Source organism: Pelagovum sp. HNIBRBA483 (genome assembly GCF_040931995.1).
GTDB lineage: Bacteria > Pseudomonadota > Alphaproteobacteria > Rhodobacterales > Rhodobacteraceae > JAEPMR01.
Genome location: NZ_CP162412.1, coordinates 797,102 through 810,899 on the forward strand (window position 1 = coordinate 797,102; position 13,798 = coordinate 810,899).

General features: G+C 60.7%; 9 protein-coding genes. 6 read left to right on the forward strand and 3 right to left on the reverse strand.

Annotated elements, in window-relative coordinates:
* Genes AB1E42_RS04040 through AB1E42_RS04055 form a run of 4 tightly spaced genes read left to right on the forward strand, consistent with a single transcriptional unit; the run spans window position 1 to window position 6,522 of the window.
* Window positions 1-345 (forward strand): rod-binding protein, encoded by a 345-nt coding sequence (locus AB1E42_RS04040; protein ID WP_368345719.1) that lies wholly within the window; start codon window positions 1-3, stop codon window positions 343-345.
* Complete coding sequence (flgK, locus tag AB1E42_RS04045; protein WP_368345720.1) at window positions 345-4,451, forward strand: flagellar hook-associated protein FlgK; 4,107 nt, start codon at window positions 345-347, stop codon at window positions 4,449-4,451. Before AB1E42_RS04040 ends, flgK begins: the two co-directional genes overlap by 1 nt.
* Window positions 4,452-4,458: 7 nt before the next feature.
* The gene (gene flgL, locus AB1E42_RS04050; RefSeq protein ID WP_368345721.1) at window positions 4,459-5,724 is read left to right on the forward strand and encodes a flagellar hook-associated protein FlgL; all 1,266 of its coding nucleotides are present in this window, start codon (window positions 4,459-4,461) and stop codon (window positions 5,722-5,724) included.
* A gap of 27 nt (window positions 5,725-5,751) precedes the next feature.
* Entirely contained in the window at window positions 5,752-6,522 is a 771-nt protein-coding gene (locus AB1E42_RS04055) for a lytic transglycosylase domain-containing protein (RefSeq protein WP_368345722.1), read from the forward strand.
* A 9-nt stretch (window positions 6,523-6,531) separates the two neighbouring features.
* Here the strand turns inward: AB1E42_RS04055 and AB1E42_RS04060 are convergent, their stop codons facing one another.
* Window positions 6,532-7,965 carry a cupin domain-containing protein gene (locus AB1E42_RS04060; RefSeq protein WP_368345723.1) on the reverse strand — a complete coding sequence of 478 codons (1,434 nt, stop codon included), beginning with the start codon at window positions 7,963-7,965 and terminating at the stop codon, window positions 6,532-6,534.
* A 295-nt stretch (window positions 7,966-8,260) separates the two neighbouring features.
* A complete protein-coding gene (locus tag AB1E42_RS04065; protein WP_368345724.1) occupies window positions 8,261-9,820 on the reverse strand; it encodes a 2-isopropylmalate synthase in 1,560 nt (519 codons plus the stop codon).
* Window positions 9,821-10,099: 279 nt separating this feature from the next.
* Here AB1E42_RS04065 and AB1E42_RS04070 point away from each other — a divergent pair, with 279 nt between their 5' ends.
* Together AB1E42_RS04070 and AB1E42_RS04075 are read left to right on the forward strand one after the other, a co-directional pair.
* Window positions 10,100-10,765: an SDR family NAD(P)-dependent oxidoreductase gene (locus AB1E42_RS04070; protein ID WP_368345725.1), complete on the forward strand. Its 666-nt coding sequence runs from the start codon at window positions 10,100-10,102 to the stop codon at window positions 10,763-10,765.
* On the forward strand, window positions 10,762-12,288 hold the full coding sequence (locus AB1E42_RS04075) for a cryptochrome/photolyase family protein (RefSeq protein ID WP_368345726.1): 1,527 nt from the start codon (window positions 10,762-10,764) through the stop codon (window positions 12,286-12,288). The genes AB1E42_RS04070 and AB1E42_RS04075 overlap by 4 nt, the downstream gene beginning before the upstream one ends.
* 136 nt (window positions 12,289-12,424) lie before the next feature.
* Here the strand turns inward: AB1E42_RS04075 and AB1E42_RS04080 are convergent, their stop codons facing one another.
* On the reverse strand, window positions 12,425-13,789 hold the full coding sequence (locus AB1E42_RS04080; protein WP_368346362.1) for an MORN repeat-containing protein: 1,365 nt from the start codon (window positions 13,787-13,789) through the stop codon (window positions 12,425-12,427).
* Window positions 13,790-13,798: the final 9 nt, after the last annotated feature.

A 13,798-nucleotide genomic window follows, 5' to 3' on the forward strand; every position in this document is an offset into this window, starting at 1 on the left:
ATGGATTCTGCGGGCCTGAGCCAAACTGCAATGTTAAACCTGATGCCCGGCCAGACGCGGCTGCGCGAGGGGGCGGCGACAGAAACAGCTTCCGCCAATGATGACGCCGCGAAGCTGCGGCAGGCGGCGGAAGGGTTCGAGGCGTTGTTCCTCAACACCATGCTCAAGACAGCGCGGCAGACTAAGCTGGGCGAGGATATTCTGGGCGGTAAGGGCGTTGAGTCGATGCAGGCGATGCTCGACACCGAGCTGGCGCAGATGTCCGCCGCGCGGTCGCGGCTGGGGATCGCGGACGCTATCGAACGGCAATTCAGCGGATTTGTCCGCAATGACGGGAGTGAGTGATGTCGAATATTCTGGATATCGCCTCCTCAGCCCTGTTGACCTACCGCGCGGGGTTGGCCGCGACGGGTGAGAATATTGCCAATGTGGATACCGAAGGCTACCGCCGCCGTGATCTGACGACCTCGACCTTGGGTGGCGCGCAGATGACGCCCACTTCGCTGCCGACCGGCGCGCAGGGGGTGCAGATCGACGAAGTCAGACGGTCGTTTGACAGCTTTCTGGCGCAGAAGGTGTCAACCACCACATCGGACAAGACATCGGCAGAGACATTTGCGCAGGCAGTGAGCCGGATGGAGGATCTCTTCGTTCCTGAATCCGGCGGGATCGCCGCGAATATGGATGATTTCTTTGCGTCAGCTGGCCGTTTGGCGACGAACCCGACCGATATTGCGCTGCGGCGGGTGATGATGGAGTCGGGCAAGGCGCTCGCTGCAGGGGTTGCGGATACGGCGCTTTCTCTACAATCGCTTGGCAACGACCTTCAGGCGCAGGCCACGACCGCGACGCGTCAGGTTACGAATTGGCTGAGTGATCTGGCGACGCTCAACGAGCGGATCATTGATACGCCAAACCTGCTCGGCACCCAGCATGCGCTGCTGGATGAGCGCGACAGGCTGATCAATAAGATTGGTGAAATGGTCGCCATTCGGGCCAATTACGATGAACGCGGCACCGCGAAGGTGACGCTGGGTGATCTGGAAGGTGGGCCGGTCCTTGTTGATCGTGGGCGGTTTGCGCAAGTCGAGGTGAATACCGACGGCGCGATGCAGTTGCGGCTCAGTCGCGACGGGGCGACCTCCACCAGCACCCAGATCACCGGAGGGGTAATGGAAGGGCTTGCCCGCGCCATTGATGCGGTGCGGGACACCACTGCGCAGTTCGATGCGCTGGCGCGCCGTTTGGTCACTGACATGAACTTCGTGCATGCGCAGGGGCTGGATATGAACGGCGAGCAAGGGGGCGACATGTTCTCGCTCGACGGTTGGCGCGCGGTGCCGTTGATGACCAATCGCGGCAGCGCACAGGTATTGGCCGAGACGATTGACCCAGCGCAGGCGGACTCGCTCGGCGATGTGACGCTGGTACACGATCAGGTGCGCGGCGTTTGGATGGCGCAAGATGCGGACGGCGTGACGCTCGATGAAGGGGCATCCGTTCTTGAGTTCAACGGCGTGCGCATGACGCTTACCGGCGCGGCAGCAAATGGCGACCGCATCGTCATGCGGCAGACCGATACCGAGGCGCGGCACATGCGCTTTGTCCTTGATACTCCGCAGGATATCGCGGCGGCGGCTGCGAGCCTTGTTACAGCGAGCGCCAGCAACGCGGGCAGCGGCGCGGCGCAGATGAACGCGCTGCCCTACGCGCCGCCCGCATTGACCCCAATTGGCGATTTCATCGGCACCGGCGATGGCGCGGCGGATGCCGTGGACCTGCTGAAAAGCGGCGTGGTTGGCTACATTCCGGCTGGCACCGAGGAGGCCAGCTTTGCGGCGCTTGGGCGGCAGGCGACATTGCGTTTTGCGCAAGCCGATACGACAGCCGGTGCGCGCGCGACCGCGCTTGACTTTCAGATCGGGACCGAGGCGCATCGGTTCGATCTGAGCGCAAGCGGTGCGGCGACATTGAGTGAACTGGCGGATGCGCTGAATTCAGGAGCGCTGCTGTCGGCTGAGGGTGACAGTCTTGCTGCCTTGGGCGTGTCTGCCGTGGCCGATGGCGACGGGCTTACCCTCGCGCTGGGGCAGGGGGATTTTGCCACGAGCGGGAGCTTTGCCGGAACGGATTTCAGCGTTGCGGGGGTGCCAACCGCATCGCAACCCGCAGGCGGGGCAATCCAGATATTCACCCGAGAAGGGGTGCAGATTTCAGGCCCGATGTTCGATGCGGCTTCGGCGGCAGCTTTGCTGACCGAGGAAAACGGGTTCTGGCAAGGGGCGACCTATGACCCGAGCCAGCTATCGCTTAGCGGAACAGACGGTTATCGCGGCTTAAACATTGACCGTACAATTGCGGCGGGGCCGGAGGTGATCCGCTTCGGCGCAATCGATCCGATTAAATGGACGGGTACTGGTCCGGCACCGGCGGCAGATGCCTATTCGGTCGTCGTCAGTGATGCGTTCGGTCTGGCGACGGAAGTGACCGTGCCGGAAGGGGGATCGGCACGTCAAGCGGCCGCGCTGATGACGGATGCGCTGGACGGGAGCGACGTGACGGCGCGAACTGATCTCATGCTTTCCAACGTCGCGGATGGGGGGGTGTCTTTCCGCATCGTTGGGCAAAATGCGGAGCCGGTGCTGATCAATGCGCAGGTTGTGGGTGGACGGCTTGATGCGCTGGCGCAGGCGGTGAATGCGAAATCCGCAGCAACTGGTGTGACGGCGGGCCTGTCCGGTGATGGCAAGCGGGTGATGCTGACCCATGCGACGGGTGAAACGATAGAGTTGCGCGATCTGGTGCATGTTGCAGGCGGCACCATTGATGCGCAAGCGGTCGATCGCAACGGAACGGCGCTTGGTGCCGTGAACAGCCTGAGCACCGGAGAGAATTTGCGGGTAACAGGGCAGGTACAACTTGCGTCGGAAACCAGCTTTGGCGTGATCTCCGACGGGGTATCTTATATTTCTGCCAATGAACCGGAGTTGGGAGGGTTGTTTACGCGCACTCCCAGCGCTGCGGGCAGTGCTCAAACGGTACGCTTTTCACTAGATGCCGCGTTGGATGGCGCCGATCTGAGCGCGGACGGCACCGAAGCTGCTGGACCGGGCGCAGTGGTGTCGCTCCAGTTCGAGGGGGAGACTTTCACGGCGCCGCTGTCGCGGACCGGCGCAGCAGATGCCGCGATTGCCGCGGCGGCTGCTTTGCGTGACGGGCTTGTTCAGCCTGCGATGAGCGGTACGGCTTTGGGCAGTATCCCACCGGACGGTGCCTCAACGAGCGTGATGCTGGGTGATGAAACTTATGTGCTGACCATGGTAAGTGGCGCGGTGCAGGTAAGCGGCCCCGAGACGGGACGCCTGAGCGCCAGCTTTGACGCCAGCAACCAGCTTCAGGTCACGGTGAATGGCGGCGGCACTGGCGACGGTGCGGCGTTGAGAATCCCCGCAGGAACAGCAGGCCGCGAGCTTTTTGGTTTGGGCGCAGGCGCGACGACGACCCTTACCGGCCAGGAGTTTGATCCGGCTGATCTGCCCGCGAGCTTCAACGTTTCGGTGGGCGGGACAGACCACTCAGTGACCCTAACCAGCGGGGGCGTGACGACGGCAACGGGCTTTCCGGGCGATGCGCGGGTCATCGACGGCAAGTTGGAGCTGTCTTTTGCCAGTGACACTGGGCCCGTTACCGTTGCGGCGCAAGAGGGTGCCGCGCAGGCAGGAATGGTGACGCGCGATGCCACGATCAGCGCGGCGACCGGCGCCCTGACGCTGCGTGCAGCAGACGGCCGCGTGTTGGATCTGACGGTAGAGGTGGCGGCCCATGCGGCGGACCGCGTGACGCTCAGCAACTTGCCAAACGAGGATCTGATCATCGTCATGCAGGGTGAAGGGGCGTTGCGGCTGACAGGGCAAACGGTCGAAGGGGCGCGCGATCTTGCGGTTCCTGCAGTGGAAGCGCGTGTTGAAAATGCCGAATCCGGCGAAGTGGCGCTCTATGACACGCTGAGTGGCGACCGCATTGGCAGCAGCATTCTGGACGCCCAAGGGCGCGCGACGATCGGGGGGGTGCAGTTTTCGATCACCGGCCAGTTTGTCACTGGCGATGCTTTCCGACTGTCGCCGAACAGCGCAGGTCGTGGTGACAGCCGCAACCTTGATGCGCTGACGGCCTTGCGCGTGGCTGACACCTCAACCGGCAAGGGCGGGTTCGCGGAAATATTCGCGGCGCTCCAAAGCGAAAAGGGCGCACAGGTCGCGGCGGCGAAATCCCGTGTCAATGTGGCCGATGCGGCGCAGGAAGCGGCGATGCGGGTATGGTCGGAGCAGGGGGAGGTCGATCTGGACCGTGAAGCTGCCCGACTGTTGGAACAACAGCAAGCCTATCAAGCCAACGCGCAGGTTCTCTCAACCGCGTCGCGCTTGTTTGATACGCTTCTAAATTCATTGTGAGGCTGATATGACTATTGGAACATCCTACTTTGGTGATCTTGCGATCCGCTCATTCAGCCGGTTGCAAGGCGATGTGGCGGATATTCAAGGACAGATTTCATCTGGTAAGAATGATCCGCGCCCGTCGGCCGACCCGCTCCGCGCGGCGCAGCTTTCGGCGCTGGCCGAGCAGCGCGGATCATTGAAAATGTTCCAAGCCAATGCGGAAGAAGCGGCAAATAAGCTGGCGCTGACCGATCAGGCGCTGGGCGCGGCGAATGATATCATGCAGCAGATGCAAGAGATCGCCCTACAAGCGGCCAACGATATCTTGCCCGCCGAAGGTTATGCGGGTTTGCGCGCCAAGGCAGTAGCGCTGCGCGACGCGATGATCGAAACGGCGAACCGCCGCGACTCGCTCGGGCAGCCGCTGTTTTCGGGCTATGGCGACGAGGCGTTCCGCACCATTGACGGCAAGACGACCTATGTGGGCGATGAAGGTCATAATGTGCTGAAGCTTTCGGAGACGCTGAACCAGCAGGTCAGCCTGAACGGGGCAGAAGTGTTTGGCGTTGTGAAAACCCCGAAAGGCCCGATCTCGGCATTCGAGGCTATCGATAACCTGATCGCCTCTTTGCAGCCGGCGCTTGCGGGGGCGAATGAGGCATGGGCGTCGGAGGGTGGGATGGAGCTGACCCTAAACACCACGCGGCAGGCGCAGCCGTTTTCGATGCAGCTAAAGGGGCCGTTGGGCGTGGCGGAGATCAGCGCCGATGTTGTGCGCGACGTGCCGGGGCCGTTGGTTGACGCTGTGAATGCCGTATCTGAGCGAACCGGCGTTACGGCGCGAATTGCGGACGACGGTGTTGGTGTGATCCTTGAAACCATTCGTGGCAGCGATGTGGTTGTCTCTGATCTGAAGCTGGATGTGCAGCCGGGGCAATTGGCAGGGTATGCGCGTGATCTCGATGAATCGGGCGCGCCGAAAAGTGATATTCATACGTTGCTGCCGGTCGCTTACAGCAATGCAAATGTGTTGGAAGGTATTCAAGCCACGACGGGCCATATGGCGGTGCAACGAGCAACCGCCGGTTCGCTGGCGGCGGCTGTTGACAGTCAGGCGGAAGCGCTGGAGTTCCGTTCGATCCAGATTGAGAAGGCGGTTGCCGGATTGGAGGATTTGGACATAGCCGCGGCGGTGACGCGCTTGCAGGAACTGCTGTTGTCCCAAGAGGCAAGCCAGCAAACATTCGTGCGGATCACCCAGACAAGTCTCTTCGATTATATCCGGTAACTGGCGCGATGCTTGCAGAACTGCGGCATGGGATTTTGGAAGAACATAGTCTTGACGGCCGCGCTATGCAGCGGCGCGACGATGGTTGCGGCAAGCACCGTTGATTGTGAGGCCTTGGCCGAGGCGGCTGCCGCCGAAGTGGGTGTGCCGGCAGGTGTACTTTCGGCAATTGCGCGGATGGAATCGGGGCATGCGCCAAATGGCGGTGCACGGCGGGCTTGGCCCTGGACGATCAACCTTGCGGGCGATGGCAGTTACCATGAAACGCCTGAAGATGCGCTCCGGCGTGCCCGTACGGCGATTGCCGACGGGCGCAGTAATATCGATCTTGGATGTATGCAGATCAATTACCGTTGGCACGGAGATGCGTTTGCCTCGCTAGAGGCGATCATCGAGCCGCGCGCCAATACGCGCTATGCGGCCCGTTTTTTGCGTGACCTATACCAGCGTCACGGAAGCTGGGCCGAGGCAGTGGCGCATTATCATTCGGCAGACCCCGAGCGCGGGGCGTGGTATCTTGCAAAAGTGCGGGAGACAATGGCGCAAGTCGCGGCTGGTGCGCCATCGGAGAGCGTGGCATCCGCTGCCGATAATGCAGCCTCAGAGCCACAAGCCAACCCAGATCAGAGAATAGACGGACTATTGGCGGGAGCGGCGAGGCCGTTGATCGCGGCGACGGGGGCGGCCCCACAGGCAACCGGCGATGCCGAATTTACCGCGCGCATTGCCCGCTTGCCCGAAGGACGGATGCCTGATTTGGAACGCGCGCGGGCGCGGTCGCAACCGCGCCGACGCTAGGGCGAGAGCTTAGTGATTTGTGAAAACCGGCTCTTCCTGTGTGATCGCTTCCTGATCGTCGTCACCGAGGTAAGACCCGACGATAACCTGCAAGAGCCGCGCTGGAACCTTGCCGGGGTTTTCGAGGGTATGGGCCTCGCCGGGGCGGACGAAACCGGATTCCCCTTCTGTCAGGTAAATAAGCTCGCCGCCCGTGACCAGGCGCGCGGTGCCTTCGAGCACCTGATAGCTTTCGGTCCGGTTGGCGTGCCGCTCCAGGGGGATGCTCTTGCCGGGTTTCAGCTCGATCATGCGCAGTTTGTGCCGCTTGCCGCGATCAATGGTTTCGTGCCGGCCCCAAGAATGGGTCTGGGTTGGCATCTCAGTTACTTGGCTGAGATTCAGACCTGCCAGCTGGTCAACAGTGGCGGGTAAATCGTCAACCGCGTTCATATCAGCGATCAGAACAGCATCGGGCGTGACGACGCCGACGATGTTCTCTAGCCCGAGGCCAACGAGCTGAATGCCGGGGGCCGTGTTGTGCAGAAGGCTGTTTCGGCTGCTGTTGGCAACCGCTGCGCCCTTGATCGCGACACCTGAATCGTCTTGCTCGGCTTCGCGCCAGAAATCCCGCCACGAATTCATGTTGCGGGAGGTTTGCTCGATCGGTACGACCATGCCTTCTTCGTGCTGCAGAACTGCTTGGGTGAAGGAAGACGCATCGCAGCCGGTGAAGCTGTTGCCGAGGCTGTAGATACCGCGATCGCTGTTCCCTTCGCGCAGGGAACGACGCACCGCGGCGCGGGTGCTGCCCGCGTGGCGGCCAAATGCGGCGCGGAGTGTCTTGGCCGAAGCCAGCACCAGATCCGCGCTCCACAGGTAGCGGTTGGTTTCGTGCATGGCCGCGAGCGCTTGCGGGTCGGGCTGCTGGATGAAGTGTGTGAAGGCTTGGGCAACTGGTGTATCAGCCGCGCCGTGCAGAAGCTCGATATAGTCGCGGCTTGCGTCTTCTTCGATTGGATGCTGGCCGAAGAGGACCAACTGACCTTCAAGCGCGGGTCCGCGCGCGATGGAGAGGGCGCTGCGGAAGCTTTCCTGATCAAATCTGAGGTTTTCTGAAAGGATGATCAGCAACAGCGCATCAGGTTCTTTCTGGGCGACCAGCTCTGTCGCGGCACAAATGGATGCAGCCCCTCCACGATGGAGCGGCTCCAGAATGGTTGCACGCGAGGGCATCGCGATTTCGCGCAGTTGTTCTTCGATCAGGAAGAGGCTCTCGTTCTCGGCCACCAAGACAGGTTCTGCCATCCGCAGGTCACGCGATCCTTGGAGGAAGATCTGAAACGGGCTGCGGCCATTGCTCAAGCGAGACAGCTGACGAGGGAACGCTTTGCGTGAAACGGGCCAGAACGAACGCCCTTGTCCTGACAGGCAAATGACGGGGTAAACATCCCTGAGTTGCATAACGGCTCCAGCTTTGTACGGATTACCCGAAATACATTGCCAAAAAAGAAGGAAAAGTCAGACCGCACCGACGCATAGCGCAGAAGGATTTCGCCTATAAGTTTATACGAAAGGATATTTTTGGAGTAAAAATAATACTTTATATGTAAATCAATATCCCTTTGGCGGCGAGGGTGTGGCTGCGGCACAGAGGCAACGCGGAGCAGTCGATTGATCCTGGGCGACGCTGCAATCTGGCCAAAGAAAAAACCCCCGAAACGGGTTCGGGGGTTTTGATTTACTGGTGCCGCAAAACTCAGTTTGCGTCGGTGTAGCGAATCTCTTTCGTATCCTCCCCCGGCGCGGAACGTTCGCGGCGAATGATGAGACGGTTGAGCGCGTTCAGGTAGGCTTTGACGCTGGCCACAACGGTGTCAGTGTCAGCCGACTGGCCCGTCGCAATGCGGCCGTCCTCTTCGAGCCGGACGGACACGGTGGCCTGAGCATCGGTGCCTTCGGTGACGGCATGCACTTGGTAGAGCTGCAAGCGTGCCTGATGGGCGAAAAGCGCTTTCACGGCGTTGAAGGCCGAGTCCACTGGGCCGTCACCTGTGGCGGTGATGTTCGCCTCGGTGCCATCGATGATCAAGGTCATGTCCGCCGTGGCGGGGCCGCCGGTACCGCAGACGACTTTCAGCTCTTGCAAGCGGAGGTGATCTTCGATCGTATCGGACTGACGGACCAACGCCAGAACGTCCTCGTCGAAGACTTCCTTTTTGCGATCAGCCAGATCTTTAAAGCGGACGAAGATGTCATTGAGCTGGTTGTCGGCCAGTTCATATCCCAAGTCTTTCAGCTTTGCCCGCAGCGCTGCGCGGCCGGAGTGCTTGCCTAAGGGCAGGCTGGAGGCCGAGAGGCCGATGTCTGCTGGGCGCATGATCTCGAAGGTTTCGGCGTTCTTCAGCATGCCGTCCTGATGGATGCCGCTTTCGTGGGCAAAAGCATTCTTGCCGACAATCGCCTTGTTAAACTGGACGGGGAAGCCCGAAACAGTAGCGACGCGACGGGAGATGTGCATGATCTTCGTGGTGTCGATCTGCGTCTCGAAAGGCATGATGTCGCCGCGCACCTTGAGGGCCATGACGACCTCTTCCAGAGCGGTGTTGCCGGCACGCTCGCCGAGGCCGTTGATAGTACATTCGATCTGGCGTGCGCCACCTTCAACAGCGGCCAGAGCATTGGCCGTGGCCATGCCGAGATCGTTGTGGCAGTGGGTGGCGAAGATCACGTCATCGGCACCCGGAACCTCGGCAATCAGGCGCTCGATCAGCCTCGCGCTTTCGCGCGGCGCTGTGTAGCCAACCGTGTCAGGGATATTGATCGTGGTAGCACCTGCCTTAATCGCAATCTCGACGACGCGGGCGAGGTAATCCCATTCGGTGCGGGTGGCATCCATTGGCGACCACTGGACGTTATCACAGAGGTTACGCGCGTGGGTGACGGTGTCGTGAATGCGCTCGGCCATCTCATCCATCGTCATGTTCGGGATTGCGCGGTGCAGTGGCGACGTGCCGATAAACGTATGAATTCGTGGCGATTTCGCGTTTTTTACAGCCTCCCAGCAGCGGTCGATGTCCTTGTAGTTTGCGCGAGCGAGGCCACAGATCGTTGAGGTCTTTGCCAGCTTCGCAATCTCGGACACGGCGCGGAAGTCGCCCTCGGAGGCGATGGGGAAACCGGCTTCAATAATATCGACGCCCATTTCATCGAGCAGCTGGGCGATTTCCAGCTTTTCTTCGTGGGTCATCGTGGCGCCGGGGGATTGCTCACCGTCGCGCAGGGTTGTGTCGAAGATCAACACGCGGTCTTTGGTCATGGGTCTGTTCCTTGTCTGTCCTTAGCTTTGAAAATCCGGCGCTGGTTCCCCCTGAGCGGTCGCGCCGAATGGCACGCTCAGAGGCGGCTAAGGAGTAGGCTAAGGCCGAGCAGGCGCAGGCCGTTGCCGGCGCGGGAAATGATATGTGCCTGTCTCGTCATGGGAGCGGACTATATCGGCGTTTTCGGCCGTGAAAAGAGGAAATTAGCCGATTTATGCAATAAAATTCAGTCGCTGTGTGGGGTGGTCAGCAGTGGGAGGTGGATTAGATCGGGGCTTATGGAACATGCATTGATCATTGGGGCATCCGGCGGGATCGGCGCGGCAGTGGCTGCGGCGTTGGAGGACGAGGGCGTGAATGTGCGGCGCGTGTCGCGGCGGGATGATGGGCTGGAGGTCACTGATCCGGCATCTGTGGCGCAGGTGATGGGCGCAATAGAAGGGGAATTTGACCTTATTTTTATAGCGATTGGTGTTTTGAGCGCTGATGGAGGTGCGCCGGAAAAGATGCTCTCCGCGATAACGGCGGATGCGATGGCGGGGGCGATGGCGGTGAACGCGATTGGGCCTGCGCTGATCCTCCAGCATGTGCCGCGCCTGTTGCGGCGGCGGGGGCCATCCGTTTGCGCGGTGCTGTCGGCGCGAGTGGGGTCGATCGGCGATAACCGTTTGGGAGGTTGGTATTCCTATCGGGCCAGCAAGGCGGCGCTGAACCAGATCGTGCATGGCGCGGCGATCGAGATCGGTCGCAAACGGAAGGAAGCGGCGGTCGTGGCGCTGCATCCGGGAACGGTGGCGACGCCGTTTACAGAGGACTATGCCGCGCGGCACAAGACCGTGCCACCGGAGGAGGCGGCGCGGAATTTGATCACTGTTATCAAGGGGCTAACCCCTGAGCAGAACGGCGGATTTTACGATTATGCCGGACGGGAGATCGTCTGGTGACGCGGCTTGTCCTGATCCTTGGCGATCAGCTTTCACCAAATATTAACGCTTTGCAGACCGCCGATCGCGCGGGGGATGTGATCGTGATGGCGGAGGTGATGGATGAGGCGGGGTATGTGCATCATCATCCGAAAAAGATCGCGTTCCTCTTTGCTGCGATGCGGAAATTTGCCACGCGGTTGGAAGCTGACGGGTGGCGCGTGGCCTATAGCCGGCTTGATGATGAGGATAACCCGCAAGCGATTGACAAAATCCTACTGCAAAGGGCCGCCGAACACGGTGCGGACGCGGTTATCGTCACCGAACCGGGGGAGTGGCGGCTGATCCGGTTGTTGCAGGAGGTGCCGCTCACGGTGCGGATGCTGCCGGATACCCGCTTCATTGCCTCACATCAGGAATTTGAAAGTTGGGCCAAGGGGCGCAAGCAGTTGCGGATGGAGTATTTCTACCGTGACATGCGCCGCAAGACTGAGTTGCTGATGGAGGGAGATGCCCCTGCTGGCGGGCAGTGGAACTACGACCATGAGAACCGTAAACCGGCACCGGATACGGTGACATTCGCGGGGCCGCGCCATTTTGTGCCAGATGCGGAAACGGAGGCCGTTCTGGCGCTGGTGGAGGCGCGGTTCGGGCAGCATTTTGGGGACGTGCGCCCGTTCTGGTTTGCCACAGATGCGGAGCAAGCGCAGGCGCATCTGGAAGCATGGATTGCGGAAGGGTTGCCGCTCTTTGGGGATTATCAGGACGCGATGCTGGAGGGGCAGAAGTTCCTCTATCATGCGGTGATCGGGCTATACCTCAATGCGGGGTTGTTGGACCCGTTGGAGACTTGCAAAGCCGTTGAAACCGCATGGAAAAACGGCCATGCGCCGCTCAATGCGGTGGAAGGGTTCATCCGGCAGATCATCGGTTGGCGGGAATATGTGCGGGGGATTTATTTCCGCGAAGGGCCGGAATACACGCAGCGCAATGTGCTCGGCCATCATCGCCCGCTGCCAGCACTGTATTGGGGCGCAGACACCAAGATGAATTGCATGCAGGCGACGGTGGAACAGACCCGCACCGAAGCCTATGCGCATCACATCCAACGGCTGATGGTGACGGGCAATTTCGCGCTGTTGGCGGGCATTGACCCCGCGCAGGTGCATGAATGGTATCTGGCGGTTTATGCGGACGCCTATGAGTGGGTCGAAGCGCCGAATGTGATTGGCATGAGCCAGTTCGCGGATGGCGGGATCGTGGCCTCAAAGCCCTATGTTTCGAGCGGCAACTACATCGACCGGATGTCGGATTATTGCAAGAACTGCGCCTACAAGGTGAAAGAGAAAACTGGCGAAAAAGCCTGCCCGTTTAACCTGCTTTACTGGCATTTCCTAATCCGGCACCGTGAGCGCTTTGCTGGCAATCCGCGCATGGCGCAGATGTACCGGACATGGGATAGAATGGCCGAGGAACGGCGCGAAACCGTGCTGAACGATGCGGAAAAATGGCTCGAAAAGCTGGATGAAGGCGCGGTGGTTTAGGTGGTTTGTAGGTGCAGAAAAACGCGCTGAAATCGCCAAAAAGCGCGATGCACAATCCATGCACAACTGATGCACATCTTATGCATATCGCACCTGCAGCAAAGTTAACGGAACGTTACCAAAACCGAGAGAAGGCTCACTGGCTCTCGCTGTTTGCGTCTCCGCCGACATAGGTGCCGTCTTCCCACGCGCCATCTTCGACCGCGCCGTCGGCGTAGCGCATGGTGCCTTCGCCCTGACGCTGGCCGTTGCGGAAGGTGCCTTCGTAGACGTCACCATTGGCGTAAGTGGCGGTGCCGCGACCGGAGATTTCGCCGCTGTCCCATTCGCCATCGTAGCTGAAACCGCCGGGCATGGTGATTTTGCCGGTGCCGTGGCGCTGGCCGTTGCGGAAGCCGCCGACATAGATGGTCCCGTCGGCATAGGTGGCGGTGCCTTGGCCGTTGCGCTGGCCGTCGGACCAATCGCCTTCGTAGCTGTAGCCGTCGGCATAGGTCATTTTGCCGGTGCCGTGGTTCTTGTTGTTCTTGAACTCGCCCTCATAGACGAGGCCGTTGGAATAACGCGCGATGCCGCTGCCCTCGATCACGCCATCGACCCAGTCGCCCTCGTAAGTGGAGCCGTCTGTATAGGTGATCTTGCCGGTGCCATGTGCCAAATCGTTACGGAAGCTGCCCGCGTAGACGGAGCCATCGGCATAGGTGACGCGGCCTTCGCCCTCGATCTTGCCCTCGACCCATTCACCGACATAAGTGTAGCCGTTGGCGGCGCGGAAGGTGCCTTGGCCGTGGCGGAGATCATTGGCGAAGCTGCCCTGATAGACATCGCCATTGGCGTAGGTAACGGTGCCTTCGCCCTGTCGCTTGCCGGCGATGAGCGTGCCCTCGTAGATGTCGCCATTGGCCTGCACGAGACGGCCTTCGCCTTCGATCTTACCGTTGACCCATGTGCCCTCGTAGGTGAGGCCATCGGGCATGGTGAGCGTGCCTTCGCCATCGCGCTCGCCATTGACAAGCATCCCGTCGTAAACGGCGCCATCGGGGTAGGTAACGCGGCCCTGACCTTCTTTCACGCCATTGATCCACGGGCCTTCGTAGATATAGCCGGAGGGGGCTGTCATCGTGCCTTGACCGTGGTGCATGGCGTTGCGGAATTCGCCTTCGTAAACGATGCCGTTGGCGTAGCGGGCGATGCCGGAGCCGGTGATCTGCCCATCGACCCAAGTACCCTCATAGGTGCCGCCATCGGCAAAGGTGATCTTGCCGGTGCCGTTAGGCTTGCCAGCGGCAAACGCGCCCTCATAGACGGAGCCATTGGGGAAGCGGGCGCGACCCTCGCCGCGAATCTCGCCTTCGAACCATTCGCCGGTGTATTCGTAACCATTGGGCAGGCGGTAGGTGCCGATGCCGTGCTGCTTGCCATTGAGGAAGCTGCCCTCGTAGACGCCGCCATCTTCGTATTGCTTTGTCTGCACCGATTGCGCGGCGGCTGGAAGCGCCATTGCAGCGGC